The organism is Xanthobacter sp. 126 (assembly GCF_000526175.1).
Classification (GTDB): domain Bacteria; phylum Pseudomonadota; class Alphaproteobacteria; order Rhizobiales; family Xanthobacteraceae; genus Xanthobacter; species Xanthobacter aminoxidans.
In genome coordinates, this window is sequence record NZ_JAFO01000001.1 from 4319157 (window position 1) to 4344003 (window position 24847).

Sequence of the window (24847 nt, forward strand, 5' to 3'; positions counted from 1 at the left end):
GTCACCTCAACAAACAGGAGGGCCGCCATCATGGGTGCCGACGCCGCCATCGGGCAGATCAAGGACGCCAAGAAGAGGTACGCCGCAGGCGTGCTGAAGTATGCCCAGATGGGCTATTGGGATGGCGACTACCAGCCCAAGGACACCGACATCCTCGCGCTGTTCCGCGTCACCCCCCAGGACGGCGTCGACCCGGTCGAGGCCGCCGCGGCCGTCGCCGGCGAAAGCTCCACCGCCACCTGGACCGTGGTGTGGACCGACCGCCTCACCGCCGCCGACATGTACCGCGCCAAGGCCTACAAGGTGGAGCCGGTGCCGGGCCAGCCGGGGCAGTATTTCTGCTGGGTCGCCTATGAGCTCGACCTGTTCGAGGAAGGCTCCATCGCCAACCTCACCGCCTCGATCATCGGCAACGTCTTCTCCTTCAAGCCGCTGAAGGCCTGCCGCCTGGAGGACATGCGCCTCCCCGTCGCCTACGTGAAGACCTTCCGCGGTCCGCCCACCGGTATCGTCGTGGAGCGCGAGCGCCTCGACAAGTTCGGCCGTCCCCTTCTGGGCGCCACCACCAAGCCGAAGCTGGGCCTGTCCGGCAAGAACTACGGCCGCGTGGTCTACGAAGGCCTCAAGGGCGGCCTCGACTTCGTGAAGGATGACGAGAACATCAATTCTCAGCCCTTCATGCACTGGCGTGACCGCTTCCTCTACTGCATGGAAGCCGTCAACAAGGCGCAGGCCGAGACCGGCGAGGTGAAGGGGCACTACCTCAACATCACCGCCGGCACCATGGAAGAGATGTACCGCCGCGCCGACTTCGCCAAGGAGCTGGGCTCCGTGGTGGTGATGGTGGACCTCATCGTCGGCTGGACGGCCATCCAGTCCATCTCCAACTGGTGCCGCGAAAACGACATGCTGCTGCACATGCACCGTGCGGGCCATGGCACCTATACGCGCCAGAAGGGCCACGGCATCTCGTTCCGCGTCATCGCCAAGTGGCTGCGCCTCGCCGGCGTCGACCATCTCCACACCGGCACCGCGGTGGGCAAGCTGGAAGGCGACCCCATGACCGTGCAGGGCTACTACAACGTCTGCCGCGAAGACGTGACGCGCACCGACTATACCAGGGGCATCTTCTTCGATCAGGACTGGGCGGGTCTGCGCAAGGTCATGCCGGTCGCCTCGGGCGGCATCCATGCCGGCCAGATGCACCAGCTCATCGACCTGTTCGGCGAGGACGTGGTGCTCCAGTTCGGCGGCGGCACCATCGGCCATCCCGACGGCATCCAGGCCGGCGCCATCGCCAACCGCGTCGCGCTGGAAACCATGATCCTTGCCCGCAACGAGGGCCGGGACATCAAGAACGAAGGCCCGGAAATCCTGGTCGAGGCCGCCAAGTGGTGCCAGCCGCTGCGCGCCGCCCTCGATACCTGGGGCGAGGTGACCTTCAACTACGCCTCCACCGACACGTCCGACTTCGTGCCCACCGCGTCCGTCGCCTGAGGAGAAGAGACATGCGCATCACCCAAGGCACCTTCTCCTTCCTGCCCGACCTCACGGCGGCCCAGGTCAAGGCCCAGATCCAGTATGCGCTGGACCAGAACTGGGCGGTCTCGGTGGAGTACACGGACGATCCCCATCCCCGGAACACCTATTGGGAGATGTGGGGCCTGCCCATGTTCGACCTGCGCGATGCCGCCGGCGTCTATGGCGAGGTCGAGGCCTGCCGCACCGCCCATCCCGGCAAGTATGTGCGGGTGAACGCCTTCGACTCCAATCGCGGGTGGGAGACGGTGCGCCTCTCCTTCATCGTCCAGCGTCCGGAGAAGGAAGACGGCTTCCGCCTCGACCGCACCGAAGGGCCGGGCCGCACCCAGCGCTACGCACTCCAGCACCGGTCCTACGCGGCCGGCTGATCTGACCACCCTTTTCGAGCTTCACCAGCGCGGCCGTTCCCACCGCGCCACTTAACGCCGAGGTTCGAGTCATGCTCGATGTTGCCACATCCGCACCGTCCGCCGCGTTGCCGGCTGAGGCTGCCGAGGGCAGGCTCGACCTCGGCGCTCTCTTCACCGAGAGCGAAGTCCCCGAATTTCTCGCCGAGCTGGACGAGGGCCTGATCGGGCTCAAGCCCGTCAAGCGGCGCATCCGCGAGATCGCCGCCCACCTCGTCATCGGCCGGGCCCGCGAAAAGCTGGGCCTCACCTCCGGCGCGCCGACGCTGCACATGGCGTTCACCGGCAATCCCGGCACCGGCAAGACCACGGTCGCCCTCAAGATGGCGCAGATCCTCCACCGCCTTGGATATGTGCGGCGGGGTCATCTTGTCTCGGTGACGCGGGACGATCTCGTGGGTCAATATATCGGCCACACGGCACCGAAGACCAAAGAGATTCTTAAGAAGGCCATGGGCGGCGTCCTGTTCATAGACGAGGCTTATTATCTTTACCGGCCCGAGAACGAGCGGGATTACGGTCAGGAAGCCATCGAGATTCTGCTCCAGGTGATGGAAAACCAGCGGGACGATCTCGTGGTGATCCTCGCGGGCTACAAGGACCGCATGGACCGCTTCTTCGAGAGCAATCCCGGCTTCCGCTCCCGCATCGCCCACCACATCGACTTCCCGGACTATGAGGACGCCGAGCTGGTGGAGATCGCCAAGACCATGGCGGCCGATGCCGACTACACCTTCAGCCCGGAGGCCGAGGTCGCGATCGAGGAATATGTGGCCAAGCGCCGGCTCCAGCCGAACTTCGCCAACGCGCGCTCGATCCGCAACGCCCTAGACCGCATGCGGCTGCGCCAGTCGCTGCGGCTGTTCGAGAGCGGCGGGCTTGCCGACCGCGCTGCCCTGTCGACCATTTCCGAGGGGGATGTCCGCGCCAGCCGGGTGTTTGCCGGCGGCATCGACGCCCCGGACTACAAACCCCAGACGGAATAATCCGCTTCGGGGACCGGAAGACGACCAAAAATAAAACCTGTGACGGCCCGCTGAACGGGCCGCGCGGAGGAGCCCTCAGGGAGATCTGCCATGTTGGAGCCGAACGCAGACCATCGGGCCGCAGTTGCCCAGGCTGCAGGTGTCGCAGCCTCGCGTATCACGCTCACCGTCATGCTCGACGAGTGGGCGGGTGCGGATGCCCGCCGCCGTGCCGTCGCGGATACCGTCTGCGCCCTCGCCACCGGTTGCGCGTCGCTGGCCGCAGCCATCGCCGAGGGGCCGCTCGCCGGCGATCTCGCCCGCACCCTCTCCTCCGGCGAGGCCGGCGAAGGCCAGAAGGCGCTGGACGTCATCTCCAACGACATCGTCATCGGCGCGCTGAAGGCGGCGCCGGTCGCGGCGGTCGCATCCGAGGAGAACGACGCCCCGGTCCTGCTCGATCCCACCGCGCCGCTGCTCGTCGCCATCGATCCGCTGGACGGCTCGTCCAACATCGACACCGACATCTCGGTCGGCACCATCTTCGCCGTCTTCCCGCGTCCCGAAGGCGCCGACGCGTCCGAACCCTCTGCCTTCCTGCAGAACGGGCGGGACATGCTGGCCGCCGGTTATGTGATCTACGGCCCCCACACCGCGATGATGCTGACGCTCGGCGCCGGCACCTGGCACTTCGCCCTCGACCGCGCCGGCCTCTTCCGCCTGGTCGATGCAGAGGTGAAGGTGAAGGAGGGCGCGGCCGAGTTCGCCATCAACATGTCCAACTACCACCACTGGGACGTGCCGGTGCGTGACTATGTGGATGACTGCCTCGCCGGCAAGAAGGGGCCGCGGGAGCGCGACTTCAACATGCGCTGGGTGGCCTCCATGGTGGCGGACGCGCATCGCATCTTCCAGCGCGGCGGTATCTATCTTTATCCGGGCGATGGCCGGAAGGGCTACACCCACGGCCGCCTGCGCCTGCTCTACGAGGCCTTCCCGGTCGCCTTCCTGATGGAGCAGGCGAGCGGTTCGGCAACCGACGGCCGGGGCGCCATTCTGGACCTTTCCGCCACCGGCCTGCACCAGCGCGTGCCGTTCATCTTCGGCTCCCGCGACGAGGTGGCCCGGGTCTCCCGCTATCACCTGGAGCCGAACGGCCATGGCGAGCGCTCGCCGCTGTTCGCGCGGCGCGGACTGTTCATCTGAACCGCGCCCCCTGATCTCCGAGATTCGAGCACACCATGTCCATCAAGCACCCCATCATTGTCGTCACCGGTTCCTCGGGCGCGGGAACGACCTCCGTGAAGCGGACCTTCGAGCAGATCTTCTATCGCGAGAAGGTCAAGGCGGCCTTCGTGGAAGGCGACAGCTTCCACCGCTACGATCGCTATGAGATGCGCGAGCTGATGGCCGCCGAGGCGGCCAAGGGCAACAAGCACTTCAGCCACTTCTCGCCCGAGACCAACCGGCTCGACGATCTGGCCCAGCTGTTCAAGGACTATGGGGCGACCGGCTCCGGCCGCTTCCGCCACTATGTCCACGATGCCGGCGAGGCGAAGCTCTACAACACCGAACCCGGCCGCTTCACCGACTGGGAAGACCTGGAGCAGGGCACCGACATCCTCTTCTACGAGGGTCTGCACGGGGCGGTCGTCACCGACGAACTGAACCTCGCCCAGCATGCCGACCTGAAGATCGGCGTGGTGCCCGTGATCAACCTGGAGTGGATCCAGAAGATCCACCGCGACAAGGCCACACGCGGCTACACCACCGAGGACGTGACCGACACCATCATGCGGCGCATGCCCGATTACGTGCGCTACATCTGCCCGCAGTTCACCGAGACCGACATCAACTTCCAGCGCGTGCCGACGGTGGACACCTCCAACCCGTTCGTCGCCCGCTGGATCCCGACGCCGGACGAATCCATGGTCGTGATCCGCTTCCGCGACCCGCACGGCATCGATTTCCCCTATCTGCTGTCGATGATCCACAACAGCTTCATGTCGCGGGCGAATTCCATCGTCATCCCGGGCAACAAGCAGGATCTCGCCATGCAGCTCCTTCTGACCCCGCTCATCATGAAGCTGATGGACAGGAAGCGCCGCGCCGGCTGAGCCGGGCGCGAAGCTCCCCTCCCCCGCGCCGGGGGGAGGGTGAGGGGGGAGGGCGGCACGTTCTTGAGCCCCGAAGCCCGGGCGACCTTGGACGCGTGGCTGCTGCCCTCCCCCCACCCTTTCCGGACCGGAGCCGAGCGCTTCTTCCGGCACGAGATGGCGCGCGTTTTGCGTAACTGACAATTGGCAGGCCCTTCCGACCACCCGGCGACGCCCGGGGTGTTGCGCGGGGTCACGAGCCGGAGGGAGAAAACAATGACCGCCCACGCCGCTGCACTCGCCGCTGCCGACGCTCCGGCGCCTGTCGACCGTTCTCCCGGCGCGCTCGGCTGGCCGGTTACGGCGGCCCTGCGCGCCCTCGCCATGGACGGCGTGGAGCAGGCGAAGTCAGGCCACCCCGGCGCGCCCATGGGCATGGCCGAGATCGCCGCCGTGCTCTGGCGCGAGCATCTGCGGCATAATCCGGCAGATCCCTCCTGGCCCGACCGCGACCGCTTCGTGCTCTCCAACGGGCACGGCTCCATGCTGATCTACGCGCTGCTTCACCTCACCGGCTACGATCTGCCCATCGCCGAGCTGAAGCGCTTCCGCCAGCTGCATTCGCGCACCCCCGGCCATCCCGAACTCGGCATGACGCCGGGCGTGGAGACCACCACCGGTCCGCTCGGCCAGGGCCTTGCCAATGCGGTGGGCATGGCCATCGCCGAAAAGACGCTGGCCGCCCAGTTCAACCGGCCGGGCCTCTCCATCGTCGATCACCGCACCTTCGTCTTCCTCGGCGACGGCTGCTTGATGGAGGGCGTGAGCCACGAGGCGTGCTCGCTGGCCGGGCGCCTCGGCCTCGGCAAGCTCGTCGCCTTCTATGACGACAACGGCATCTCCATCGACGGCAAGGTGGAAGAGTGGTTCCCGGACGACACCCCCGCCCGCTTCGCCGCCTATGGCTGGCACGTGATCCGCAACGTGGACGGCCACGATCCGGCCATGCTGCGCGATGCGGTTGAGGCGGCTCTGTCCGAGACCGGCAAGCCGACGCTGATCTGCTGCAAGACCACCATCGGCCGTGGCGCGCCCACCAAGGAAGGCCACCAGGACACCCACGGCGCCCCGCTCGGCGCCGAGGAGATCGCCCGCACCCGCGCCGCCATGGGCTGGGACCACGCGCCCTTCGAGGTGCCCGAGGACATCTACGCCCTGTGGGATGCCCGCCGTTCCGGCGCGGCCCGCCAGTCGGCCTGGGACGCGCGCATGGAAGCCTATGAGCGCGCCTATCCGGCGGAAGCGGCCGAATTCCGCCGCCGGCTCAAAGGAGACCTCTCCCCCGCCTTCGCTGCGACCTACGCGGCGGCCCTGAAGGCCACCGTGGAGAAGGCCGAGACGGTGGCGACCCGCAAGGCGAGCCAGCTGGCCCTTGCCGCCCTCGCTCCGGCGGTGCCGGAATTCCTGGGCGGCTCGGCGGACCTCGCCCACTCCAACCTCACCACCTTCCCCGGCGCCGTGCCGATCACCCGCGATCCCGCCGGCAACCAGATCTTCTACGGCGTGCGCGAATTCGGCATGTCAGCCATCGCCAACGGCATCGCCCTGCACGGCGGGTTCATCCCCTTCGTCGCCACCTTCCTCGTGTTCTCGGATTACGCCCGCAACGCCATGCGCATGAGCGCGCTCATGGGCCAGCGGGTCATCTACATCCTCACCCACGATTCCATCGGCCTCGGCGAGGACGGCCCCACCCACCAGCCGGTGGAGCATGTGGAGAGCCTGCGCCTCATCCCCAACCTCGACGTGTGGCGCCCCGCCGACACGGTGGAGACGCTGGCCGCCTGGCACGCCGCCTTGACACGCACGAATGGCCCGAGCGCCTTCATCCTGTCGCGGCAGAACCTGCCGTGCTGGCCGCGTGACGCGGCGCAGATCGAAGGTATCGAGGCCGGGGCCTACGTGCTGCGCGAGAGCGAGGGCCTCGCCCGTGCCGTGCTCGTCGCCACCGGCTCGGAAGTGAAGCTGGCAGCGGCGGCGGCGGACCTGCTCGACACCGCGGGCATTCCCACCCGCATCGTCTCCATGCCCTGCCGCGAGCGTTTCGAGGCGCTGACCGAGACCGAGCGCGCGGCCCTCTTCCCCAAGGGCGTGCCGGTGGTGGCGGTGGAAGCGGGCGTCACCCGCGGCTGGCGCGGCCTCTCCGGCACCCGCGCCGACGGCATCATCGCCATCGGCATCGACCGCTTCGGCGAATCGGCGCCGGAAAAGGACCTGTGGCCGCTGTTCGGCTTTACACCGGAAGCTGTGGCCGACGCGGTGCGCCGCGCGGTAGGGTGAGCGCCAATGAAGGCCTCTCCCCTGCGGGGGACGGCTGGGCGGGGCGCCACCGTACGAAGCTAGACCCGGCCCGCGCCGGGTCAGCCGGAGCGGTGAAGGGTATCGAACAGCAGCCAAGCGGCACCGTACATCCTCTGGACACTGCGGAGGACGACGGAGCGGACGGAACCATGGCGCGCGCATCGCGGCGCCGACCTGAACTTTGAAGAGGAGAGGACTATGGCCCTCGTTTCCATGCGCCAGCTGCTCGACCATGCGGCGGAGCATTCCTACGGACTGCCGGCCTTCAACGTGAACAACATGGAGCAGGTGAAGGCGATCATGGACGCCGCCCGCGCCACCTCGTCGCCCGTCATCCTCCAGGGCTCGGCCGGCGCCCGCAAATATGCCGGCGAGCCCTTCCTGCGCCATCTCATCGCGGCCGCCGTAGAGGCCTATCCCGAGATTCCGGTGGTGATGCACCAGGACCATGGCGCCTCCCCGGCCGTCTGCATGGGCGCCATCAAATCCGGCTTCTCCTCGGTGATGATGGACGGCTCCCTGAAGGAAGACGGCAAGACCCCGGCGGACTATGACTACAACGTCTCCGTCACCGCCAAGGTGGTGGAGCTGGCCCATGCGGTGGGCGTGTCGGTGGAAGGCGAACTCGGCTGCCTCGGCTCGCTGGAGACCGGCAAGGGCGAGGCCGAGGACGGCCATGGCGCCGAGGAGGCCCTCGACCATTCCAAGCTGCTGACCGATCCGGACGAGGCGGCCCAGTTCGTGAAGGCGACCCAGTGCGATGCGCTGGCCATCGCCATCGGCACCTCCCACGGTGCCTACAAGTTCACCCGCAAGCCCACCGGCGACATCCTCGCCATCGACCGCATCAAGGCGATCCACCAGCGCATCCCCACCACCCATCTGGTGATGCACGGCTCGTCCTCGGTGCCGCAGGAGCTGCTTGAGGAAATCCGCACCTATGGCGGCGACATCAAGGAGACTTACGGCGTGCCGGTGGAGGAGATCCAGGAAGGCATCCGCTACGGCGTGCGCAAGGTGAACATCGATACCGACATCCGCCTCGCCATGACCGCCGCCATCCGCCGCGTCGGCGCCAAGAACAAGAGCGAGTTCGACCCGCGCAAGTTCATGGCCGCCGCCATGGAAGAGGCGAAGAAGGTCTGCATCGCCCGCTTCGAGGCCTTCGGCTCCGCCGGCAAGGCGGAGAAGATCCGGGCCATCGAACTGGACGAGATGGCCAAGCGCTATGCGTCCGGCGAACTCGCGCAGGTGGTGCACTGACGTCGCTTATCCCGGAAGCAGGGCGCTGGTCTTGACTTCCGGGTCATGGCCGGGCTTGTCCCGGAAGTCGGCTGCTGCCGACGTCCGCCTCTAGGTACGGAATCCCCACATGCGGGTTCCGGCCACGTCGGGCCGGGCACGGTGTCGCGAGACTGTTCCCGGACCGACCACGTGGATGCCCGGCACAAGGCCGGGCATGACGACCGAAAGAACGCGCGATCCGATCTGATCGGGCTGCGCTTCCGACGACAGATCAGGAGAGATCCCATGGCCCGCGCCTATCCCATCATCGCCCCCTCCATCCTCTCGGCGGACTTCACCCGCCTCGGCGCCGAGGTGGATGCGGTGCTCGAGGGCGGCGCCGAGTGGATCCATTTCGACGTGATGGACAACCATTACGTTCCCAACCTCACTATCGGCCCGCTGATCCTCCAGTCGCTGCGCAAGGCGACCAAGGCGTTCGTGGACGTGCACCTGATGGTGAAGCCGGTGGACGGCATGATCGAGGCCTTCGCCGCCGCCGGCGCCGACCTCATCTCCTTCCACCCCGAAGCTTCCGAGCATGTGGACCGCTCGCTCCAGCTCATCCGCTCCAAGGGCGTGAAGGCCGGCCTAGTGCTGAACCCGGCCACCCCCCTCTCGGTGCTGGACTACACGCTGGATGCGCTGGACCTCGTGCTCGTCATGTCGGTGAACCCCGGCTTCGGCGGACAGGCCTTCATTCCCTCGGCGCTGGACAAGCTGAAGGCCATCCGCGAGCGCATCGACGCCTCGGGCCGCGACATCCGGCTCGAGATCGACGGCGGGGTGAAGGTGGACAATATCGGCGCCATCGCCGCGGCGGGGGCGGACACCTTCGTCGCCGGCAGCGCCATCTACGGCGCCAAGGACTATGCCGCGACCATCGCCGCCATGAAGCGCGAGATCGCCGCCGCCACGGGCACCGCCGCGGCGGCCTGACGAAGCGGGCTAAAGCCCGCGCGGCGTTAGAGCGACCCCACCCGGCACCGGTCCAAGACCGGGACCGTCGGTATCAGTGCCCCGGCCGGCGCGGCGCGACGATCTCGCCCCGCGCCCGCTCCGCCCGCTCGATCAGATATTTCGCCACCAGCGTGAACAGGGCGACGCCCGCCAGCACCGTCGCCGCGGCGAAGGCGGCGACGGCGTGGCTGTCCTGATAGAGCAGCTCGATCTGCAACGGCAGGGTCGAGGTCTGCCCTCGAATGTTGCCGGAGACGATGGAGACGGCGCCGAACTCGCCCATCACCCGCGCATTGCACAAAGCGGCACCGTAGAGCAGCGCGAATTTCACGTTGGGCAGGGTGACGAGCCGCAGCACGTCGAAGCCCGAGGCGCCGAGACTGACCGCCGCCTCCTCCTCGTCCCGCCCTTGCGCCATCATCAGCGGCACCAGTTCGCGCAGCACGAACGGCGCGGTGACGAACAGGCTGGCGAGGATGATGGCCGGCACGGCGAACATGATCTTGATGTCGTGTGCCTGCAGAAACGGCCCGAACAGCCCCTGCGCCCCATAGACGAAGAGATAGGCGACGCCCGCCACGATGGGCGAGATGGAGAAGGGCAGCTCCGCCACCGCCAGCAGCAGGTTGCGCCCGCGGAAGGAGAATTTCGTCACCGCCCAGGCGGCAGCGATACCGAACGCGGTGTTGAGCGGCACGCAGACGAGGGCGGTGAGCAGCGTGAGCCCTACCGCGTGCAGCGTATCCGGCCGGGCGAGCGCTTCGAGATAGGTGGGCAGGCCGCGCGCGAACGCCTCGGCGAAGATGACGGCCAGCGGCGCGATAAGCGCCAGAGCGGTGGTCGCCAGCACCAGGGTGAGAATCACCGAGCGCGTCACCGCGCCGTCGCCGACGCGCAGGCGGTGGCGGTTCACGGGATGCGCCATCAGACATCCCCCATGGCGAACTTCTGGTGCCACGCCTGCACGGCGTTCACGATCAGCAGCATGATGAAGGCGAGGGCCAGCATGGTGACGGCGATGGCTGCTGCGGCGGCGTAGTCATATTCCTCCAGCCGGATGAAGGTGAGCAGCGCCACGATTTCGGTGCGGAACGGCTGGTTGCCGGCAATGAACACCACCGCGCCGAACTCCCCGAGCGAGCGGGCGAAGGCCAGCGACGTGCCGGCGAGGAAGGCCGGGAAGATGGTCGGGAAGATGATGCGGCGAAAGATGGTGAGATCGCTGGCGCCCAGTGTCGCGCCCGCCTCCTCCAGCTCCGGTTCCATGTCCTCCAGCACCGGCTGCACGGTGCGCACGACGAAGGGGATGGAGGTGAAGGCCATGGCGCAGACGATGCCGGCCGGGGCGTAGGCCACCTGTATCCCCCACTGCGCCAGCGGCGCGCCGAACCAGCCGTTCTTGGCGAACAGCGCCGTCAGCGCGAGGCCCGCCACCGCCGTGGGCAAGGCGAAAGGCACGTCCACCATGGCGTCCAGCAGGCGCTTGCCGGGAAATTCGTAACGCACCAGCACCCAGGCGAGGGCGAGGCCGTAAATGGCGTTGAACAGCGCCGCCAGCGCCGCGGTGGTCAGCGTCACCTGGAAGGAGGCGAGCGTGCGCGGCGAGGTTATGATGGAGATGTAGCGCTCGAAGCCCACATCCGCCGCCTTCAGCAGCAGCGCGCCGATGGGCAGGAGCACGATGAGGCCGAGATAGAGCAGTGCGAGGCCGAGCGAGAGCCGAAAGCCCGGAATAACGCTACGGCGGGGCTGGCGGCTCAGCATCGGCAGCGCGAAGCGGGGGCGGGGCATGGGCTTTTAAGGGGCATCTTGCGCTGGAAGGTCGGGCCGACGTCGCGGCATAGGGCCGTTATGGCGCGCACAAGCGCAAATGTCATGCTTGGCCGGGATAAAAATTAAATGCCACGAAAACGCTGTGATTTCACCCCACAAAAAAGGGCCGCGAGGCGGCCCCTTCCGTCTTCTTCGGTAGCCTTGGCTCAGAAGCCCGGCAGGTCGAAGGCACCCGGCAGCGGCCAGCGCAGGCCGGTGATGGGGCCCGGGCCGGCGGCCGTGGGTCCATAGGTCGGGTAGAAGTAGCCGGGCGGCAGCGCGTAATCGAGGTACGACTTGGAGCCGGGCTTCACCACCGTTCCGGCATCGAGATAGGAGCGGCGCTCCACCACGATGCGGTTGCGCTTCTTGACCGTCTGCGCCTCGGCGCTGTCGGCGGAAGCGATGGAGAAAGCACCGGTGGTCGCCGCAATGGCTGCCGCCGCCAGCGACACCGAGAGCGCCGTCTTCAGGCCCGAACGGGCGAAAGCAGCGAAGGTGGTGAACGACGCGAAACCCATGGCATCCTCCCAGATCGGCGCAGGGCCGACCTTGACTGGATTAATAGACGTTTGTCCCCTGCGCAAGGAAACCCGCCTGCTTGGTGCCATGTTCCCGCCTTCTCGACGCCGGCGCGTTGCGTTGACGCAACAGTTGAATGCGCCGGTGCCCGGCCAGATCGCGAATCTTCGATTTGCAAGGCCAAGGGGTTCGGCCTAAAAGCACGGTCTTCGGCCGCATGGGCCGAGACATCCGAGGAACATCATGGGTTACAAGGTCGCCGTCGTCGGCGCCACGGGCAACGTGGGCCGGGAGATTCTCTCGATCCTCGACGAGCGGGGTTTCCCCGCGGACGAGGTCGTCGCGCTCGCCTCGCGAAAGTCGCAGGGCGTGGAGGTTTCCTACGGTGACAAAACCCTGAAGGTGAAGGCGCTTGAGACCTACGACTTCTCCGACACCGACATCTGCCTGATGTCGGCCGGCGGAGCGGTGTCGAAGGAGTGGTCGCCGAAGATCGGCGCGCAGGGCTGCGTCGTCATCGACAATTCCTCCCAGTGGCGCATGGACCCGGACGTGCCGCTGATCGTTCCCGAGGTGAATGCGGACGCCATCGTCGGCTTCTCCAAGAAGAACATCATCGCCAATCCGAACTGCTCCACGGCGCAGCTCGTGGTCGCGCTGAAGCCGCTGCACGACGCCGCGACCATCAAGCGCGTGGTGGTCTCCACCTACCAATCCGTCTCAGGTGCCGGCAAGGAGGGCATGGACGAGCTGTTCTCGCAGACCCGCGCCATCTTCGTCTCCGATCCGGTAGAGCCGAAGAAGTTCCCGAAGCGCATCGCCTTCAATCTCATCCCGCAGATCGACGTCTTCATGGACGACGGTTTCACCAAGGAAGAGTGGAAGATGGTGGCCGAGACCAAGAAGATTCTCGACCCCAAGATCAAGCTCACGGCCACCTGCGTCCGCGTGCCGGTCTTCATCTCCCATTCCGAGGCGGTGAACGTGGAGTTCGAGAAGGAGCTTTCGGCCGACGACGCGCGCAAGATCCTGCGTGAGGCGCCCGGCATCCTCGTCATCGACACCCGTGAGCCGGGCGGCTACGCCACCCCCCACGAGGCGGCGGGCGAGGACGCGACCTACATCTCGCGCCTGCGCGACGACCCGACCGTGGACAACGGCATCGCCTTCTGGTGCGTGTCGGACAACCTGCGCAAGGGCGCCGCGCTGAACGCGGTGCAGATCGCCGAGGTGCTGGTGAACCGCAAGCTCATCACCGCCCGTTCCAAGGCGGCCTGAGCCTTCCGGCATCTGGAAAATAACGAACGGCCCGCTTCGGCGGGCCGTTTGCTTTTGCGGGGTCAGCGCGGCCGCGAGCGGGTGCGCTGCGCCACCGCGACCACCAGCGCCACGCCCGCGGCGAAGGCCACGGTCTCCGCATCCGGCACTTCGCCATTGATGGGCCAGGCCAGCCCCACCGTCACGAAGGTCTGCAGCAGCTGCATCTGCCCGACGCGGGCGATGCCGCCCATGGCGAGCCCGGCATTCCAGAAGAAGAAGCCGATGAGCTGGCTGAAGAGGCCGAGATAGACCAGCGCCGCCCAGGAGGCGCCTGCCACGGCGCCCGCCCCACCCCATGGAAAGGTGAGGAGCGCGAGCGGCAGCGTCACCGGCAGGCAGAGGATCAGCATGAAGGCGATCACCTCCCAGCCCGACATGGTGCGTGCGAGGCCGCCGGAGACGGCGTAGCCGATGGCGCAGGCGATGACGCCGAGGAACAAGAGGCTGTCGCCCATTCCCAGCGCGCCGCCCGCGCCGTTGCGCAAGGCGAAGGCCACCACCAGCCCGGCCCCCACCGCGCTCGCGGCGAACAGGCCGAGGCCCGGCCGTTCCCCGGCCAGCAGCATGGCGGCGATGGCCGTGCACAGGGGCAGAAGGCCGAGCACGATGCCGCCATGGGCCGCCGGCACCGTCTGGGTGGCGACGCCGATGGCCAGCGGGAACACGAAGATCAGGCAGGCGGAGGATACGGCGAGGCGCCACAGCACCTTGGGCTGGCCGAATGGCCACGGCCGGCGCAGCGCCAGCACCAGCCCGAGCGCCGCAAAGCCAGCCAAGGCGGCGCGGCCGAAGCTGATGAACCAGGGGCTGAAATCGTGCAGCGCGAAGCGGGTGAGCGGCAGCGTCGCGCCGAACATCACGACCGCGACGAAGCCGAGAAGAAGCCCGAGGGCCAAGCGTCGATCCATTGGGCTCCCGAGGGCGCGATTCCAAGGCCGCTTCATTAGGGGCTGCGCCGGCGGAAAGACAGCGAAACCGCGTGATATGCCCATCAGTGGCCGTGATGTCGCGAAAATCACTGGTGAAAGGCCACCCCGCCGCCGCTATGGTGGCGCGCCGCGGACCCTTTGCCCTCGAAACGCGCGGCACCAAAGAGCGAGAACATGATCCAGTCCCAGCGTCCCGGCCACGACGTCGACCCCAAGCTGCTCGAAATCCTGGTCTGCCCCCTCACCAAGGGGCCGCTGGAATATGATCGCGAGCGCCAGGAGCTGATCTCCCGCGCCGCCCGCCTCGCCTATCCCATCCGCGACGGCATCCCGATCATGCTCGCCGACGAGGCGCGCCAGCTGGACGAAAGCGAACTCAACCGCTGAGGTCCGCCTCGTCCCGGGCGCCCCGCCTCTTGCAGTTCTGCGGCCGGCATGAGTAAATAACAGACACGGCCTGGGGTGCCGCGCATCATGCGCGGCTGAGATCACACCCATCGAACCTGTCTGGATCATGCCAGCGTAGGGAGATGCCGATGAGCGAGAGCTTGTCGCAGTTTACATTCGCACCTTCATCGCAAGCCGGCTCTGCACCGGCGGGCAAGGCGAAACCGCGTGTGGCTATCGTCGGCGGCGGCGTCATCGGCCTCGCCCTCGCCTGGCGCCTCGCCGACGCCGGCTGTCCGGTGGATTTGTTCGAGGCCGGCGAGACCGGGGAAGGCGCGAGCCGCGCCGCCGCCGGCATGCTCGCCGCCTGCGCCGAGGCCGAGCCCGGCGAGGAGGGCCTGCTCGCTCTCAACCGCGCCAGCCAGACCCTCTGGCCCGCCTTCGCGGCGGAGCTGGAGCGCGCCTCCGGTGAGGCGGTGGACCTGCGCACCGAGGGCACCATCACCATCGCCCTCACGGCGGACGATGTGGCGAAGCTGCGCCACCTTTACGCCTTCCAGCAGGGGCTGGGCCTGCCCGTGCAGTGGCTCACTGCCGCCGAGGTGCGCCGGCGAGAGCCCTATCTCGCGCCCCGCCTCGCCGGCGGCGTGCTGAGCCCCGAGGATCATCAGGTAGACAACCGCAAGGTTGCCGCCGCGCTGAAGATCGCCGCGCTGAAGACCGGCGCAACGATCCACCAGAACACGCCGGTCAGCCGCGTGGAGACGGCCGGCGGCCGCGCCACCGGCATCGTCACCGGCGAGACGCACCATGCTGCCGACGTGGTGGTGCTGGCGGCCGGGGCGTGGAGCCGGGGCGTGGACGTCGCCCCGGCGACGCCGCTGCCGGTGCGCCCCATCAAGGGGCAGATGCTGTCCCTGCGCATGGACCCGGCCGCGCCGATCCTTTCCCACGTCCTGTGGGCGCCCGGCTCCTACCTCGTGCCGCGGCGCGATGGCCGGCTCATCATCGGCGCCACCACCGAGGAGAAGGGGTTCGACACCGACCTCACGGCCGGCGGCCAGCTCGCTTTGCTCACCAATGCGTGGCGGGCGCTGCCGACGCTGGAGGAATTGAGCATCGTTGAGCAATGGGTCGGCTTCCGCCCCGGCAGCCGGGACGACGCCCCCATCCTCGGCCCGAGCCCGGAGGTGGACGGCCTCGTCTACGCCACCGGCCACCACCGCAACGGCATCCTGCTGCTGCCGGTGACGACCCAGGTGATCGCCGACCACATCCTGGGCGGCAAGATCGCGGACGTAGCCCTGCCCTTCGGCGCGGAGCGCTTCGGTCCGCCGCGCGCGGCGGCGGAGTGAGCGCCATGCTGGCCCTGAAGGTGAACGGCGCCGAGGAGGCGCATTCCGTCGCCACCGTTGCCGACCTGCTCGTCGCCAAGGGCCTCGAGCCGGAGCGTAAGGGCATCGCGGTGGCGGTGAACGGCGCGGTGGTACCTCGCCGCACCTGGACCGACGCGCGCCTTTCCGCAGGCGACGCCGTGGAAATCATCGAGGCCAAGCAGGGCGGCTGAGCCCTGGCCGAACAGAACAGAGCGCTCGTGAGCGGGCGCCGGGAAGAAGCACCATGAGCGCGTTCCAGAATCCCAACACCGATCCCCTCGTCATCGCCGGCCGCACCTTCTCGTCGCGGCTGTTCCTGGGCACGGCGGGCTATCCCAACCAGAAGGTGTTCCTCGATGCCCTCGCCGCCTCGGGCAGCGAGATGGCGACCGCCTCCATCCGCCGCATCAGCCTCGCCGGCTACGAGGAGAGCCTGACGGACCTCCTCACCGGCCGCGTCCACATCCTGCCCAACACCGCCGGCTGCCAGACAGCGAAGGACGCGGTGCTCACCGCCGAGCTCGCCCGCGAGGCGCTGGAGACGGACTGGGTGAAGCTGGAGGTCATCGGCGACCGCGAGCTGCTCTATCCCAATGTGGAGGAGCTGCTGAAGGCGACGGAAGAGCTGGTCTCGCGCGGCTTCGTCGTGCTGCCCTATTGCAACGACGATCCCGTCACCTGCCAGAAGCTCGCGGACCTCGGAGCCGCGACCGTCATGCCACTCGGTTCCATGATCGGCACCGGCCTCGGCATCGCCAATCCGCACATGATCGAGCTGATCTGCTCCCGCTCGCCCGTGCCGGTGGTGCTGGACGCGGGCATCGGCACGGCGTCCGACGCGGCACTTGCCATGGAGCTGGGCTGCTCGGCAGTGCTGCTCAACACCGCCGTCTCCAAGGCGCTCGACCCGGTGCGCATGGCCACCGCCTTCCGCCACGCGGTGGACGCCGGCCGCCTCGCCCGCCTCGCCGGCCGCATCCCGCGCAAGCTGCACGCGGAAGCCTCCAGCCCCGAGTTCGGCCTAGTCGGGAGCTGACCCTGCCCCCTCTGCCGACGCCGCCTCTGCTCCTGATTACCGACCGCACGCTGGCGCGAGGTGATCTGGCGGACGTGGTGGCCGCGGCCTGCGCTGGCGGGTGCAGATGGGTCAGCCTACGGGAGAAGGATCTGCCGGCCGCCGAGCAGATCGCCCTCTTCGCCCGCCTGCGGGCCGCGACCACGCCCTTCGGCGCCCGCCTGACGCTGCATGGCTCCCCCGAGCTGGCGCTGGCCGCCGGCGCGGACGGCGTGCACCTCTCCGGCGGCGGGGACGCGAAGGCCGCGCGGGCGCTTCATGGGCCGGGGGCGTTGATCGGCCTGTCCACCCACACCCTGGCGGAGGCCACCGCCGCCGATCCGGGCGCGCTCGACTACATCACGGCGAGCCCGGCCTTCCTCACAAGGTCCAAGCCGGGACACGGGCCGGCGCTGGGGCTTGAAGGGCTTTCAACCTTCGCCCGCACGAGCGCCGTGCCTGTGGTCGCGCTCGCCGGCATCGACGCCGAGACGGTGCCGGCCTGCCTCACCGCCGGGGCCAAGGGCGTCGCGGTCATGGGGGGAATCATGCGCGCGGACGATCCGCGAGCGGCCTTCGCCGCCCTGGCCGCAGCCGCGTCAGCCGCAATCTGATCCATCCCGGAACAGTATCGGCTTTTGCGTGTATCCCCAGCGCTGGTAAGCTTGGCCGCAGCGGGGGAACCGCCATACAAGGGGCAATTCAATGACCATCAATCGCCGCACGCTGCTTGCGGGCCTTGTCGCCTGCCCGGTCTGCGCTAGCGCGACCCGCGCGTCCGAGGGGGCGCACTGGACCTATGAGGGCCACGGCGGCCCGCAGGAATGGGGCTCTCTGGAGAAGGGCTTCTCGGCCTGCGCCATCGGCACCCAGCAGTCGCCCATCAATCTCGAAGGCGCGGTCAAGGCGGAGAGCGCCGGCCCCGTGCTCGCGTGGAAGCCGTTCGCCTACAAGGTCGTGAACAACGGCCACACCATCCAGGCGGACGTGACCGGCGACGGCGGCACCGCCACCATGGGCGGCAAGACCTACGCCCTCAAGCAGTTCCACTTCCACGCCCCGAGCGAGCACGCAATTGACGGCAAGCGCACCGCCATGGAAGCGCATTTCGTCCATGCGGCGCCTGAGGGCGGACTCCTGGTGGCTGGCGTCTTCATGGTGCCGGGTGCGGCCAATGCCGCCTTCTCCTCGCTCATGGCCGCCGCGCCGCGCAAGGCCGGGGACAAGACGCTCGCTGCGCCGCTTGATGCGGCCGGCTTCCTGCCGTCGGCGCGCGGCACTTATCGCTACGAGGGGTCGCTGACCACGCCGCCCTGCTCGGAAATCGTGGACTGGAACGTGTTCGGGGCGCCCATCGAAGTGGCGCAGGCGGACATCGACGCCTTCCGCGCCATCTTCCCCATGAACGCCCGCCCGCTACAGGCGGTGAACCGGCGCTTCCTGCTGCGTCTCAACTGAAGCAGCGACTGGGACAAGGGGCGCCGCCACAGCGGCGCGCCCACGCGCTTTTCACTGGGGGAGGAAGCCACGCCCTCCCCGGCCGCATCAGGCGCGGCGTGCAGTCAGCTTCACTTGGCGATGAGCAGCAGAAGCTGCTGGCCGGCGGGGGAATCCAGCTCGGCCTCGGTCAGCTTGCCGTCCTTGTTGGCATCGGCATCGTTGAAACGCTTGCGCACGATGATGAGCCACTCGTCCAGCTCCAGCGTCTTGTCGCCGTCCTTGTTGACGGCGGCCCAGTCCTCGTCGGTCAGGCGGCCCTTGGTCTCGGCGGCCTCGAGGGTCTTGTCCTTGTCCGGATTGATGGCCTTGAAGACCTTGGTGCCAAGGTCGATGGCCTCGACGATCTCGACGGTGCTGTCCTTGTCCTTGTTGTACTTGCGAAGGAACTCCTTGCCGGTGAGGGCGAAGGCCGAACCCGTGGCGGCGAGCGAGACCGCGGCGACGACGCCGAGGGAAATCATCCTGCGCTTCATGGCAAACCTCCCATTGACAACCAAGACTTGGATACTTCCGCGCTGGTCACGGCACAAGAACGCCGGTCGGCGTCCGAATGGCGCATGGGTTGAAAAAAGGGCCGGTGCAATGCACCGGCCCTTCGTTCTTCAGAGAAATCCGATCGCGTAGAGCGATCAGTCTTCCTTGTCCGCCTCCTCGGCGGTGTCGGCAGTGTCAGCGGCGCGCTGCTTCAGCGCGGCACCCAGGATGTCGCCGAGCGAAGCGCCCGAATCCTGCGAGCCGAACTGGGCCACGGCCTCACGCTCTTCCGCGATCTCCATCGCCTTGATGGAGACCTGCACCTTGCGCGCCTTGCGGTCGAACAGGGTGACGCGGGCGTCGAGCTTGTCGCCGACCGAGAAGCGCTCGGGGCGCTGGTCGTTGCGGTCGCGAGCCAGCTCGGAGCGCTTGATGAAGGCGGAGAGGTCGGTGCCGGTGAGCTTCACCTCGATGCCGCCGTCCTTCACGTCGGTGACTTCGCAGGTCACGACAGCGCCCTTCTTCACCTCGCCCGCGTCGGCGAAGGGATCGCCGGCCAGCTGCTTGATGCCGAGGGAGATGCGCTCCTTCTCGACGTCCACGTCGAGCACCACGGCCTTCACCATGTCGCCCTTGCGGTATTCGTCGATCACCTGCTCGCCCGGACGGTTCCAGTCGAGGTCGGAGAGATGGACCATGCCGTCCACATCGCCATCGAGGCCGAGGAACAGGCCGAACTCGGTCTTGTTCTTGACCTCGCCTTCCACCACGGCGCCGGGCGCATACTTCTCGGCGAAGGCCTCCCAGGGGTTCTGGAGGGTCTGCTTGAGGCCGAGGGAGATGCGGCGCTTGGCCGAATCCACTTCCAGCACCTGAACCTCGACCTCCTGGGAGGTGGAGACGATCTTGCCGGGGTGGACGTTCTTCTTGGTCCAGCTCATCTCGGAGACGTGGATGAGGCCCTCGATGCCGGGCTCCAGCTCCACGAACGCGCCGTAGTCGGTGATGTTGGTGACGCGACCCTTGAAGCGGGCCTCCACCGGATACTTGGCCTCGATGCCCTCCCAGGGATCACCCAGAAGCTGCTTCATGCCGAGCGAGATGCGGTGGGTCTCGTGGTTGATCTTGATGATCTTGACCTTCACCGTCTGGCCGATGTTGAGCACCTCGGTCGGGTGGTTCACGCGGCGCCAGGCGATGTCGGTGACGTGCAGCAGGCCGTCGATGCCGCCGAGGTCAACGAACGCACCGTAATCGGTGATGTTCTTGACCACGCCGTCGATGGCCTGACCCTCTTCGAGGTTCTGCACCAGCTCGTGGCGCTGCTCGGCGCGGGTCTCTTCCAGCACGGTGCGGCGGGAGACGACGATGTTGCCGCGGCGACGATCCATCTTGAGGATCTGGAAGGGCTGCTGGTTGTGCATCAGCGGGCCGACGTCGCGGATCGGGCGGATGTCCACCTGGGAGCGCGGCAGGAAGGCCACGGCGCCGTCGAGATCGACGGTGAAGCCGCCCTTCACCTGGTTGAAGATCACGCCGAAGACCTTCTCGTTGGCCGTGAAGGCCTTCTCGAGCTTGACCCAGCTCTCCTCGCGGCGCGCCTTGTCGCGCGAGAGGACGGCTTCGCCCATGGCGTTCTCGACGCGCTCGAGATAGACCTCGACCTCGTCACCCACCTTGATGGCGTTCTCGCGGCCGGGGCCGGCGAACTCGCGCAGGGCGACACGCCCTTCCGTCTTCAGGCCGATATCGATGATCGCCAGATCCTTCTCGATGGCGACCACGATGCCCTTGACCACCGAACCTTCATTGGTATCGGCACGGCCGAAGCTCTCGTCGAGCAGGGCGGCAAAATCCTCACGGGTGGTTTCTACGGCGGACATTCACGCTCCAGACTTGCTGCGCCGGCATCTCGTGTTGCGAGGCCCGAACCGCTCGGATGTCCGCCATTCAAGAAATGACGAACGGCCGCCGCAAAAGCGACGGGCCGGCGCGAAGGCCGGGCGGCACGGACGATGAATTGAGTGTCGATGCGCGCTCACAGAAAGCCAGGGCGGGCTGCCTCCGACGATCAGGACCGCGTATACCGCCGGTCCCTGCCCACCCGGGCGGCTCCCCGCTTGAGGGAACGCGGCCACGGACCGCGCTCACATAGTGCAAAAACCCCGATGGCGCAAGGGCTCGCGCAAGCCTGCCCGCGCAAGGCCGGCCGCCCGGAAGGCGCGTTCAGCGGCCGGGGGCGAAGAAGGCCGGGCTAGGCTCGGGCCATTCCACGCCACCGGTCGGGCTGGCCTGGATGGCGGGCGCCACCTCCTCCCGCACCACCAGCACGGGAATGCCGGAGTGGGTGAGCACCTTGGTGGTCTCGCTGCCCAGCACCACGGCGGACAGGCCCCGGCGGCCGTGGGAGGCCATCACGATCAGGTCGCAGCCCTCGGCTTCGGCGGTGGAGATGATGCCGTGGAAGGGCTGATCGTCCTCCACATGCACCCGCTTCGCCTCGACGCCCGCCGCGGCGGCGGTGTCGGCTGCACGGGCAAGCACGGCCTCGGCCTTCCGCCCGGTCTGGCGCCGATATTCGGCTTCCGTGTCGGCGATCTGGTCCGCCTCGGTGCTGAAGAGATGGAAGCGCTCGCTGGCGGTAACGATCACAAGCGCCGCGTGGAGCGCTGCGGCGAGCGCGACAGCATGGGAGACCGCAAGGTCCGACAGCGCCGAGCCGTCGGTGGCGACGAGAATTTTCTTGTACATGGCTCCCTCCCGCAACGAGAGCCGCGATCATAGCAGCGGGGGGCGGCATAGCGGCTTGCGCGCCATCAAATCGCCGGGAGCGGCGAATGGGGCATCCGCCCCTCAGTCGGCGATGATCTTGACCTTCTCGCCGTACTTCAGCCGGGCATTGGCATCGAGCCCGTTGAGGATGAGGAAGCGCTCCACCGGGCGGTCGGGCACCTGCATCTTGCCGGCGATCTTCTCCACATTGTCGCCGAGCCCCACCTGGACGATGCGCACGCGCAGCGGCTTCACCGTGTCCGCCTCGCCAGAGGAGACGCGGCGGAAGGTATCGGCGGCGGCGCGGAACTGCTTGTCCAGCTCCGGCGTCAGCTCGCGGGCGGCGAAGATGAGGCGATAGACGTCCGAGCCGAAGCGGATGGCGAACATGCGGAACGACCACTGGTCGCCGCGCGCCACCGCCGTCGCCGCGCTGAAGCCGTTCACGGTGAGCGATTCGACCGTGTTGATCTCCACCCCGTCGATCCAGCCGGAGGAGAGATATTGCCCCAGGGACTGGTCGGCGGGGATGCGTACCGCATCGAGCCGCAGCGCCTCGCGGCCGGTCTGGGTGGCGCCGAGCACCGCCTGGGAGGTGTTCTCCAGCGAGAAGCCCTCCGGTGCCATGAAAGTGAAGCCGAGCTTGGGGTGCAGGAACTTGCGGCCGCGGACGAAGCCTTCCTTGGGATCGTCGCCGTAGACCATGCCGTTGATGACGCTGAAATAGGCGCTGCGGTCCCGCTCGCCGTCCGACGGCCCCGCCGCCGGGGCATATTGGCGGGCATTGGCGATGGCGATGGAAATGCGCTCGGGCGTCGCCGGATGGGACGACAGGAAGTCCATGTCCGGCGTGGTCGAGGACGAGCCGGAGAAGGCCGTGCTCTTCATCTCCGAGAAGCGGCCCATGTCGGTCAGGAAGCGCGAGGCGCCATAGGGATCAAAGCCCGCGCGCGCGGCGATGCCGACGCCGATGGCATCCGCCTCCAGCTCCTGCCCGCGATTGAACGAGGCCAACGTGCGCCGGCTCTTCTGCATGGCGAGCGCGCCGAGGTCGGGGTCGTTCACCACGTCGGAGATGACGCGGCTCACCAGCACCGCCTGCTTCACCTGGTCCTCGCGGATGGTGGCGTGGCGGGCGATGACGTGGGCCATCTCGTGGGCGAGCACCGAAGACAGCTCGGACGTGTCGTTGGCTAGCGCCAGCAAGCCGCGCGTTACGTAAAGCGAGCCGTCCGGCAGGGCAAAGGCGTTGATGGCCGGCGAGTTCAGCACGGTGACGCGGTATTTCAGGTCCGGCCGCTCGGAGGCCGCGACGAGGCGCTCCACCACCTTCTGGATCAGCGCCTTGAGCTCGGGATCGTCATAGGCCCCGCCATAGCTCGCCACGAGCTTTTCATGCTCGCGCCGCTGGCTGGGCGACATATCGGCGAATTCGGATGCCGCGCCGGTGGAGGCGAGTGGCACGCTCACCTGATCGAGGTCGATGCCGGCGCACCCGGTGAGCCACAGGGGGAGCGCGACGACAGCACAGGCGAACAGCGCGCGCAGGCCGGAGCGCCGGGCAAGCGCGCGCGCAGGCGCTTCCGCCCGAACCCGCCTCGCCGCACCCTGCCCTCTCAGCGCCTCACCCACCCAGCACCTCATGCTTCCGTTCACCGCTCCCGGCGCCTTGACGGCAGCGCCTGAGCATCGGGCAGGTTTTCGACCTTGCCCTCGATGCGCAGCACCTCGCCCCGCCGCCGCGGCGCCATGGCCGGTCCACCTTCCTCGCGGACGACGCCCCTTACCTGGATAAGGGTTCCGCGCAAGATGGCAGGATCGAGCCTATCGCCCAAGATTGTGGCGAAATCCTCCCTCGTCAGCATGACAGTGAAATCTTGCTTCCAGCTTGCCCCAAAATTGAGAAAAATCCGGTCGCGTCCGCCGACGGCGAGCACCCGCCCTTCAGTAACGGAATAAAGGCCGCGCCGTTCCTCCATGGCCTTCTCGTCCCCGGCCGGGGCGACCGCCGTGGCCAAGCTCCAGATGCCCCGGCGGGCGCTGCGCGCTTCCGCTTCGGCCGAAAGGCGCTGGGTGGCACACGCGGTATCACCTTCCGCCGTGACATAGCCTGCCCCGGCCCGAACCAGCGCCGTGGCAAGATCCTCCCCCCGGGCCTCTCCCGCCGCCGGACAGACGAGCCGCGCCGTCCCGGCAAGCCGTCCGTGACGATCGAGCGTGGCCGTAACCGGCGCAACCGCGCAGCCATCGAGCACCGCAGCCGCCGCATCCGCGGCGACCGCGAGCATCTGCGGGTCGGGCGAGAGGCGGGTCGGCAAGGCGATGCCTTCCGGGGCGAGGCTCCGGCCGTCGGCAAGTGCGAGCGCCCCCGCATCGCTCCAGCGCGCGGCGCTCCCGGCCGCCTCGGCCCCGCCGCCTGCGCAATCGGTGGCCGCCGGGACGGCAGCCCTCTGCGCCGGGCGGGCGGCGGCAGGAGAGATGGTTTCGAGGATCAGCCCACCGGAAAGGGCCAGACCGCCCATCGCCAGAAGACGCGCCAGCGCCCGCAATGAATGCGTGTGGCTGCGCCTCCCTGCGCTCGCTGATGAATGGCCTAGCGTCATGCAGCAACGATAGCGGCAACCGCCCTCCGGATTGAAGGCCGACCCGATCAACTGTCCTTACGCCGCCTTACGCCGGCATCCGGCTCCCGCCTCGGACGGGGGAAGCCGCCATCCGGCCCCTTCCCTCCCGGCGTGCCGCGATTTAGAAGGAGGGCGTGTCCCGGTAGCTCAGCAGGATAGAGCAGCGGTTTCCTAAACCGCAGGTCAGGGGTTCGAATCCCTTCCGGGACACCATATTTTTCAATGATTTAATCACGTTTTGCGCATCAGCGAACAGGCCCGCCTCGGCTTGGCCTATGTCGGCCAGTTCGCAGACAGCGTGACGGTCAATGCCTTCCGGGCCAACCTGGCGCTCCGCATCCAGCTGACGATCTGCGTCCTTGCGTCATGCTACTTGGTCGCATAGTTCGCAACGTGCATAACGCTATGGTTGCATAGGCAAGGTAGGGGGCGAGAATGGGCAGGATCGGGCGCGTGGTGATC

The 24847-nt window shown here is 67.9% G+C and carries 24 protein-coding genes, 1 tRNA gene and 1 riboswitch; of the genes, 16 read left to right on the forward strand and 9 right to left on the reverse strand.

Going from position 1 to position 24847, the window contains the following annotated elements; all coding sequences use genetic code 11:
* Positions 1 to 30 precede the first annotated feature (30 nt).
* From XAN126_RS0120430 to rpe, 8 genes are all read left to right on the forward strand, one after another.
* Positions 31 to 1497 (forward strand): form I ribulose bisphosphate carboxylase large subunit, encoded by a 1467-nt coding sequence (locus tag XAN126_RS0120430; RefSeq protein ID WP_024280421.1) that lies wholly within the window; start codon positions 31 to 33, stop codon positions 1495 to 1497.
* An 11-nt stretch (positions 1498 to 1508) separates the two neighbouring features.
* Positions 1509 to 1910, forward strand: coding sequence for a ribulose bisphosphate carboxylase small subunit (locus XAN126_RS0120435; protein WP_024280422.1), 402 nt, complete (start codon positions 1509 to 1511; stop codon positions 1908 to 1910).
* Between the two features lie 71 nt (positions 1911 to 1981).
* Positions 1982 to 2935 (forward strand): CbbX protein, encoded by a 954-nt coding sequence (gene cbbX / locus XAN126_RS0120440; RefSeq protein ID WP_024280423.1) that lies wholly within the window; start codon positions 1982 to 1984, stop codon positions 2933 to 2935.
* Between the two features lie 90 nt (positions 2936 to 3025).
* Positions 3026 to 4120: a class 1 fructose-bisphosphatase gene (locus XAN126_RS0120445; protein WP_029877497.1), complete on the forward strand. Its 1095-nt coding sequence runs from the start codon at positions 3026 to 3028 to the stop codon at positions 4118 to 4120.
* A 35-nt stretch (positions 4121 to 4155) separates the two neighbouring features.
* The gene (locus XAN126_RS0120450) at positions 4156 to 5031 is read left to right on the forward strand and encodes a phosphoribulokinase (RefSeq protein WP_024280424.1); all 876 of its coding nucleotides are present in this window, start codon (positions 4156 to 4158) and stop codon (positions 5029 to 5031) included.
* 255 nt (positions 5032 to 5286) lie between these two features.
* On the forward strand, positions 5287 to 7350 hold the full coding sequence (tkt, locus tag XAN126_RS0120460; protein WP_024280425.1) for a transketolase: 2064 nt from the start codon (positions 5287 to 5289) through the stop codon (positions 7348 to 7350).
* A gap of 219 nt (positions 7351 to 7569) precedes the next feature.
* Entirely contained in the window at positions 7570 to 8634 is a 1065-nt protein-coding gene (fba, locus tag XAN126_RS0120465) for a class II fructose-bisphosphate aldolase (RefSeq protein WP_024280426.1), read from the forward strand.
* Between the two features lie 267 nt (positions 8635 to 8901).
* Positions 8902 to 9594, forward strand: a complete 693-nt coding sequence (rpe, locus tag XAN126_RS0120470; RefSeq protein WP_024280427.1) for a ribulose-phosphate 3-epimerase — start codon at positions 8902 to 8904, stop codon at positions 9592 to 9594.
* A 73-nt stretch (positions 9595 to 9667) separates the two neighbouring features.
* On the opposite strand, the gene cysW is transcribed toward rpe, so the two are convergent.
* The 3 genes from cysW to XAN126_RS0120485 all read right to left on the reverse strand — a co-directional run bounded on the left by cysW (position 9668) and on the right by XAN126_RS0120485 (position 11948).
* Positions 9668 to 10540: a sulfate ABC transporter permease subunit CysW gene (gene cysW, locus XAN126_RS0120475; RefSeq protein WP_024280428.1), complete on the reverse strand. Its 873-nt coding sequence runs from the start codon at positions 10538 to 10540 to the stop codon at positions 9668 to 9670.
* A complete protein-coding gene (gene cysT, locus XAN126_RS0120480; RefSeq protein WP_024280429.1) occupies positions 10540 to 11406 on the reverse strand; it encodes a sulfate ABC transporter permease subunit CysT in 867 nt (288 codons plus the stop codon). Before cysT ends, cysW begins: the two co-directional genes overlap by 1 nt.
* Positions 11407 to 11594: 188 nt before the next feature.
* Positions 11595 to 11948, reverse strand: coding sequence for a hypothetical protein (locus XAN126_RS0120485; protein ID WP_024280430.1), 354 nt, complete (start codon positions 11946 to 11948; stop codon positions 11595 to 11597).
* Between the two features lie 244 nt (positions 11949 to 12192).
* Between XAN126_RS0120485 and XAN126_RS0120490 the strand changes: the two genes are divergently transcribed.
* Positions 12193 to 13227 (forward strand): aspartate-semialdehyde dehydrogenase, encoded by a 1035-nt coding sequence (locus XAN126_RS0120490; protein ID WP_024280431.1) that lies wholly within the window; start codon positions 12193 to 12195, stop codon positions 13225 to 13227.
* A gap of 62 nt (positions 13228 to 13289) precedes the next feature.
* Here the strand turns inward: XAN126_RS0120490 and XAN126_RS0120495 are convergent, their stop codons facing one another.
* Positions 13290 to 14177, reverse strand: a complete 888-nt coding sequence (locus tag XAN126_RS0120495; protein WP_024280432.1) for a DMT family transporter — start codon at positions 14175 to 14177, stop codon at positions 13290 to 13292.
* 195 nt (positions 14178 to 14372) lie between these two features.
* Between XAN126_RS0120495 and XAN126_RS0120500 the strand changes: the two genes are divergently transcribed.
* The 6 genes from XAN126_RS0120500 (at position 14373) to XAN126_RS0120525 (ending at position 18473) form a co-directional block, all read left to right on the forward strand.
* A complete protein-coding gene (locus tag XAN126_RS0120500) occupies positions 14373 to 14585 on the forward strand; it encodes a Trm112 family protein (protein WP_024280433.1) in 213 nt (70 codons plus the stop codon).
* 61 nt (positions 14586 to 14646) lie between these two features.
* A riboswitch (TPP riboswitch) is annotated at positions 14647 to 14746 on the forward strand.
* A 69-nt stretch (positions 14747 to 14815) separates the two neighbouring features.
* Entirely contained in the window at positions 14816 to 15940 is a 1125-nt protein-coding gene (gene thiO, locus XAN126_RS0120505; RefSeq protein WP_038225331.1) for a glycine oxidase ThiO, read from the forward strand.
* A 5-nt stretch (positions 15941 to 15945) separates the two neighbouring features.
* Positions 15946 to 16152 carry a sulfur carrier protein ThiS gene (thiS, locus tag XAN126_RS0120510; RefSeq protein WP_029555348.1) on the forward strand — a complete coding sequence of 69 codons (207 nt, stop codon included), beginning with the start codon at positions 15946 to 15948 and terminating at the stop codon, positions 16150 to 16152.
* Between the two features lie 53 nt (positions 16153 to 16205).
* A complete protein-coding gene (locus tag XAN126_RS0120515) occupies positions 16206 to 16997 on the forward strand; it encodes a thiazole synthase (protein ID WP_024280436.1) in 792 nt (263 codons plus the stop codon).
* Between the two features lie 35 nt (positions 16998 to 17032).
* Positions 17033 to 17629, forward strand: a complete 597-nt coding sequence (locus tag XAN126_RS0120520; RefSeq protein WP_280938304.1) for a thiamine phosphate synthase — start codon at positions 17033 to 17035, stop codon at positions 17627 to 17629.
* 91 nt (positions 17630 to 17720) lie between these two features.
* Positions 17721 to 18473, forward strand: coding sequence for a carbonic anhydrase (locus XAN126_RS0120525; RefSeq protein WP_024280437.1), 753 nt, complete (start codon positions 17721 to 17723; stop codon positions 18471 to 18473).
* 110 nt (positions 18474 to 18583) lie between these two features.
* On the opposite strand, the gene XAN126_RS0120530 is transcribed toward XAN126_RS0120525, so the two are convergent.
* The 5 genes from XAN126_RS0120530 to XAN126_RS27330 form a co-directional block, all read right to left on the reverse strand.
* Positions 18584 to 18988, reverse strand: coding sequence for a hypothetical protein (locus tag XAN126_RS0120530; protein ID WP_024280438.1), 405 nt, complete (start codon positions 18986 to 18988; stop codon positions 18584 to 18586).
* Between the two features lie 156 nt (positions 18989 to 19144).
* Positions 19145 to 20872, reverse strand: coding sequence for a 30S ribosomal protein S1 (gene rpsA / locus XAN126_RS0120535; RefSeq protein WP_024280439.1), 1728 nt, complete (start codon positions 20870 to 20872; stop codon positions 19145 to 19147).
* Positions 20873 to 21215: 343 nt separating this feature from the next.
* Positions 21216 to 21740 (reverse strand): universal stress protein, encoded by a 525-nt coding sequence (locus XAN126_RS0120540; RefSeq protein ID WP_024280440.1) that lies wholly within the window; start codon positions 21738 to 21740, stop codon positions 21216 to 21218.
* Between the two features lie 102 nt (positions 21741 to 21842).
* Positions 21843 to 23405, reverse strand: coding sequence for a M48 family metalloprotease (locus XAN126_RS0120545; protein ID WP_081762727.1), 1563 nt, complete (start codon positions 23403 to 23405; stop codon positions 21843 to 21845).
* A gap of 8 nt (positions 23406 to 23413) precedes the next feature.
* The gene (locus tag XAN126_RS27330; protein WP_155982365.1) at positions 23414 to 24415 is read right to left on the reverse strand and encodes a thermonuclease family protein; all 1002 of its coding nucleotides are present in this window, start codon (positions 24413 to 24415) and stop codon (positions 23414 to 23416) included.
* A gap of 106 nt (positions 24416 to 24521) precedes the next feature.
* Between XAN126_RS27330 and XAN126_RS0120555 the strand changes: the two genes are divergently transcribed.
* A tRNA-Arg gene (locus tag XAN126_RS0120555) sits at positions 24522 to 24598 on the forward strand.
* The last annotated feature ends 249 nt before the right edge of the window (positions 24599 to 24847 follow it).

Bases quoted from the DNA above. Each gene is read 5' to 3' on its own strand.
- XAN126_RS0120430 (WP_024280421.1), top strand. From the start codon at position 31: ATGGGTGCCGACGCCGCCATCGGGCAGATCAAGGACGCCAAGAAGAGG.
- XAN126_RS0120435 (WP_024280422.1), top strand. From the start codon at position 1,509: ATGCGCATCACCCAAGGCACCTTCTCCTTCCTGCCCGACCTCACGGCG.
- cbbX (WP_024280423.1), top strand. From the start codon at position 1,982: ATGCTCGATGTTGCCACATCCGCACCGTCCGCCGCGTTGCCGGCTGAG.
- XAN126_RS0120445 (WP_029877497.1), top strand. From the start codon at position 3,026: ATGTTGGAGCCGAACGCAGACCATCGGGCCGCAGTTGCCCAGGCTGCA.
- XAN126_RS0120450 (WP_024280424.1), top strand. From the start codon at position 4,156: ATGTCCATCAAGCACCCCATCATTGTCGTCACCGGTTCCTCGGGCGCG.
- tkt (WP_024280425.1), top strand. From the start codon at position 5,287: ATGACCGCCCACGCCGCTGCACTCGCCGCTGCCGACGCTCCGGCGCCT.
- fba (WP_024280426.1), top strand. From the start codon at position 7,570: ATGGCCCTCGTTTCCATGCGCCAGCTGCTCGACCATGCGGCGGAGCAT.
- rpe (WP_024280427.1), top strand. From the start codon at position 8,902: ATGGCCCGCGCCTATCCCATCATCGCCCCCTCCATCCTCTCGGCGGAC.
- cysW (WP_024280428.1), bottom strand. From the start codon at position 10,540: ATGGCGCATCCCGTGAACCGCCACCGCCTGCGCGTCGGCGACGGCGCG.
- cysT (WP_024280429.1), bottom strand. From the start codon at position 11,406: ATGCCCCGCCCCCGCTTCGCGCTGCCGATGCTGAGCCGCCAGCCCCGC.
- XAN126_RS0120485 (WP_024280430.1), bottom strand. From the start codon at position 11,948: ATGGGTTTCGCGTCGTTCACCACCTTCGCTGCTTTCGCCCGTTCGGGC.
- XAN126_RS0120490 (WP_024280431.1), top strand. From the start codon at position 12,193: ATGGGTTACAAGGTCGCCGTCGTCGGCGCCACGGGCAACGTGGGCCGG.
- XAN126_RS0120495 (WP_024280432.1), bottom strand. From the start codon at position 14,177: ATGGATCGACGCTTGGCCCTCGGGCTTCTTCTCGGCTTCGTCGCGGTC.
- XAN126_RS0120500 (WP_024280433.1), top strand. From the start codon at position 14,373: ATGATCCAGTCCCAGCGTCCCGGCCACGACGTCGACCCCAAGCTGCTC.
- thiS (WP_029555348.1), top strand. From the start codon at position 15,946: ATGCTGGCCCTGAAGGTGAACGGCGCCGAGGAGGCGCATTCCGTCGCC.
- XAN126_RS0120515 (WP_024280436.1), top strand. From the start codon at position 16,206: ATGAGCGCGTTCCAGAATCCCAACACCGATCCCCTCGTCATCGCCGGC.
- XAN126_RS0120525 (WP_024280437.1), top strand. From the start codon at position 17,721: ATGACCATCAATCGCCGCACGCTGCTTGCGGGCCTTGTCGCCTGCCCG.
- XAN126_RS0120530 (WP_024280438.1), bottom strand. From the start codon at position 18,988: ATGAAGCGCAGGATGATTTCCCTCGGCGTCGTCGCCGCGGTCTCGCTC.
- rpsA (WP_024280439.1), bottom strand. From the start codon at position 20,872: ATGTCCGCCGTAGAAACCACCCGTGAGGATTTTGCCGCCCTGCTCGAC.
- XAN126_RS0120540 (WP_024280440.1), bottom strand. From the start codon at position 21,740: ATGTACAAGAAAATTCTCGTCGCCACCGACGGCTCGGCGCTGTCGGAC.
- XAN126_RS0120545 (WP_081762727.1), bottom strand. From the start codon at position 23,405: ATGAGGTGCTGGGTGGGTGAGGCGCTGAGAGGGCAGGGTGCGGCGAGG.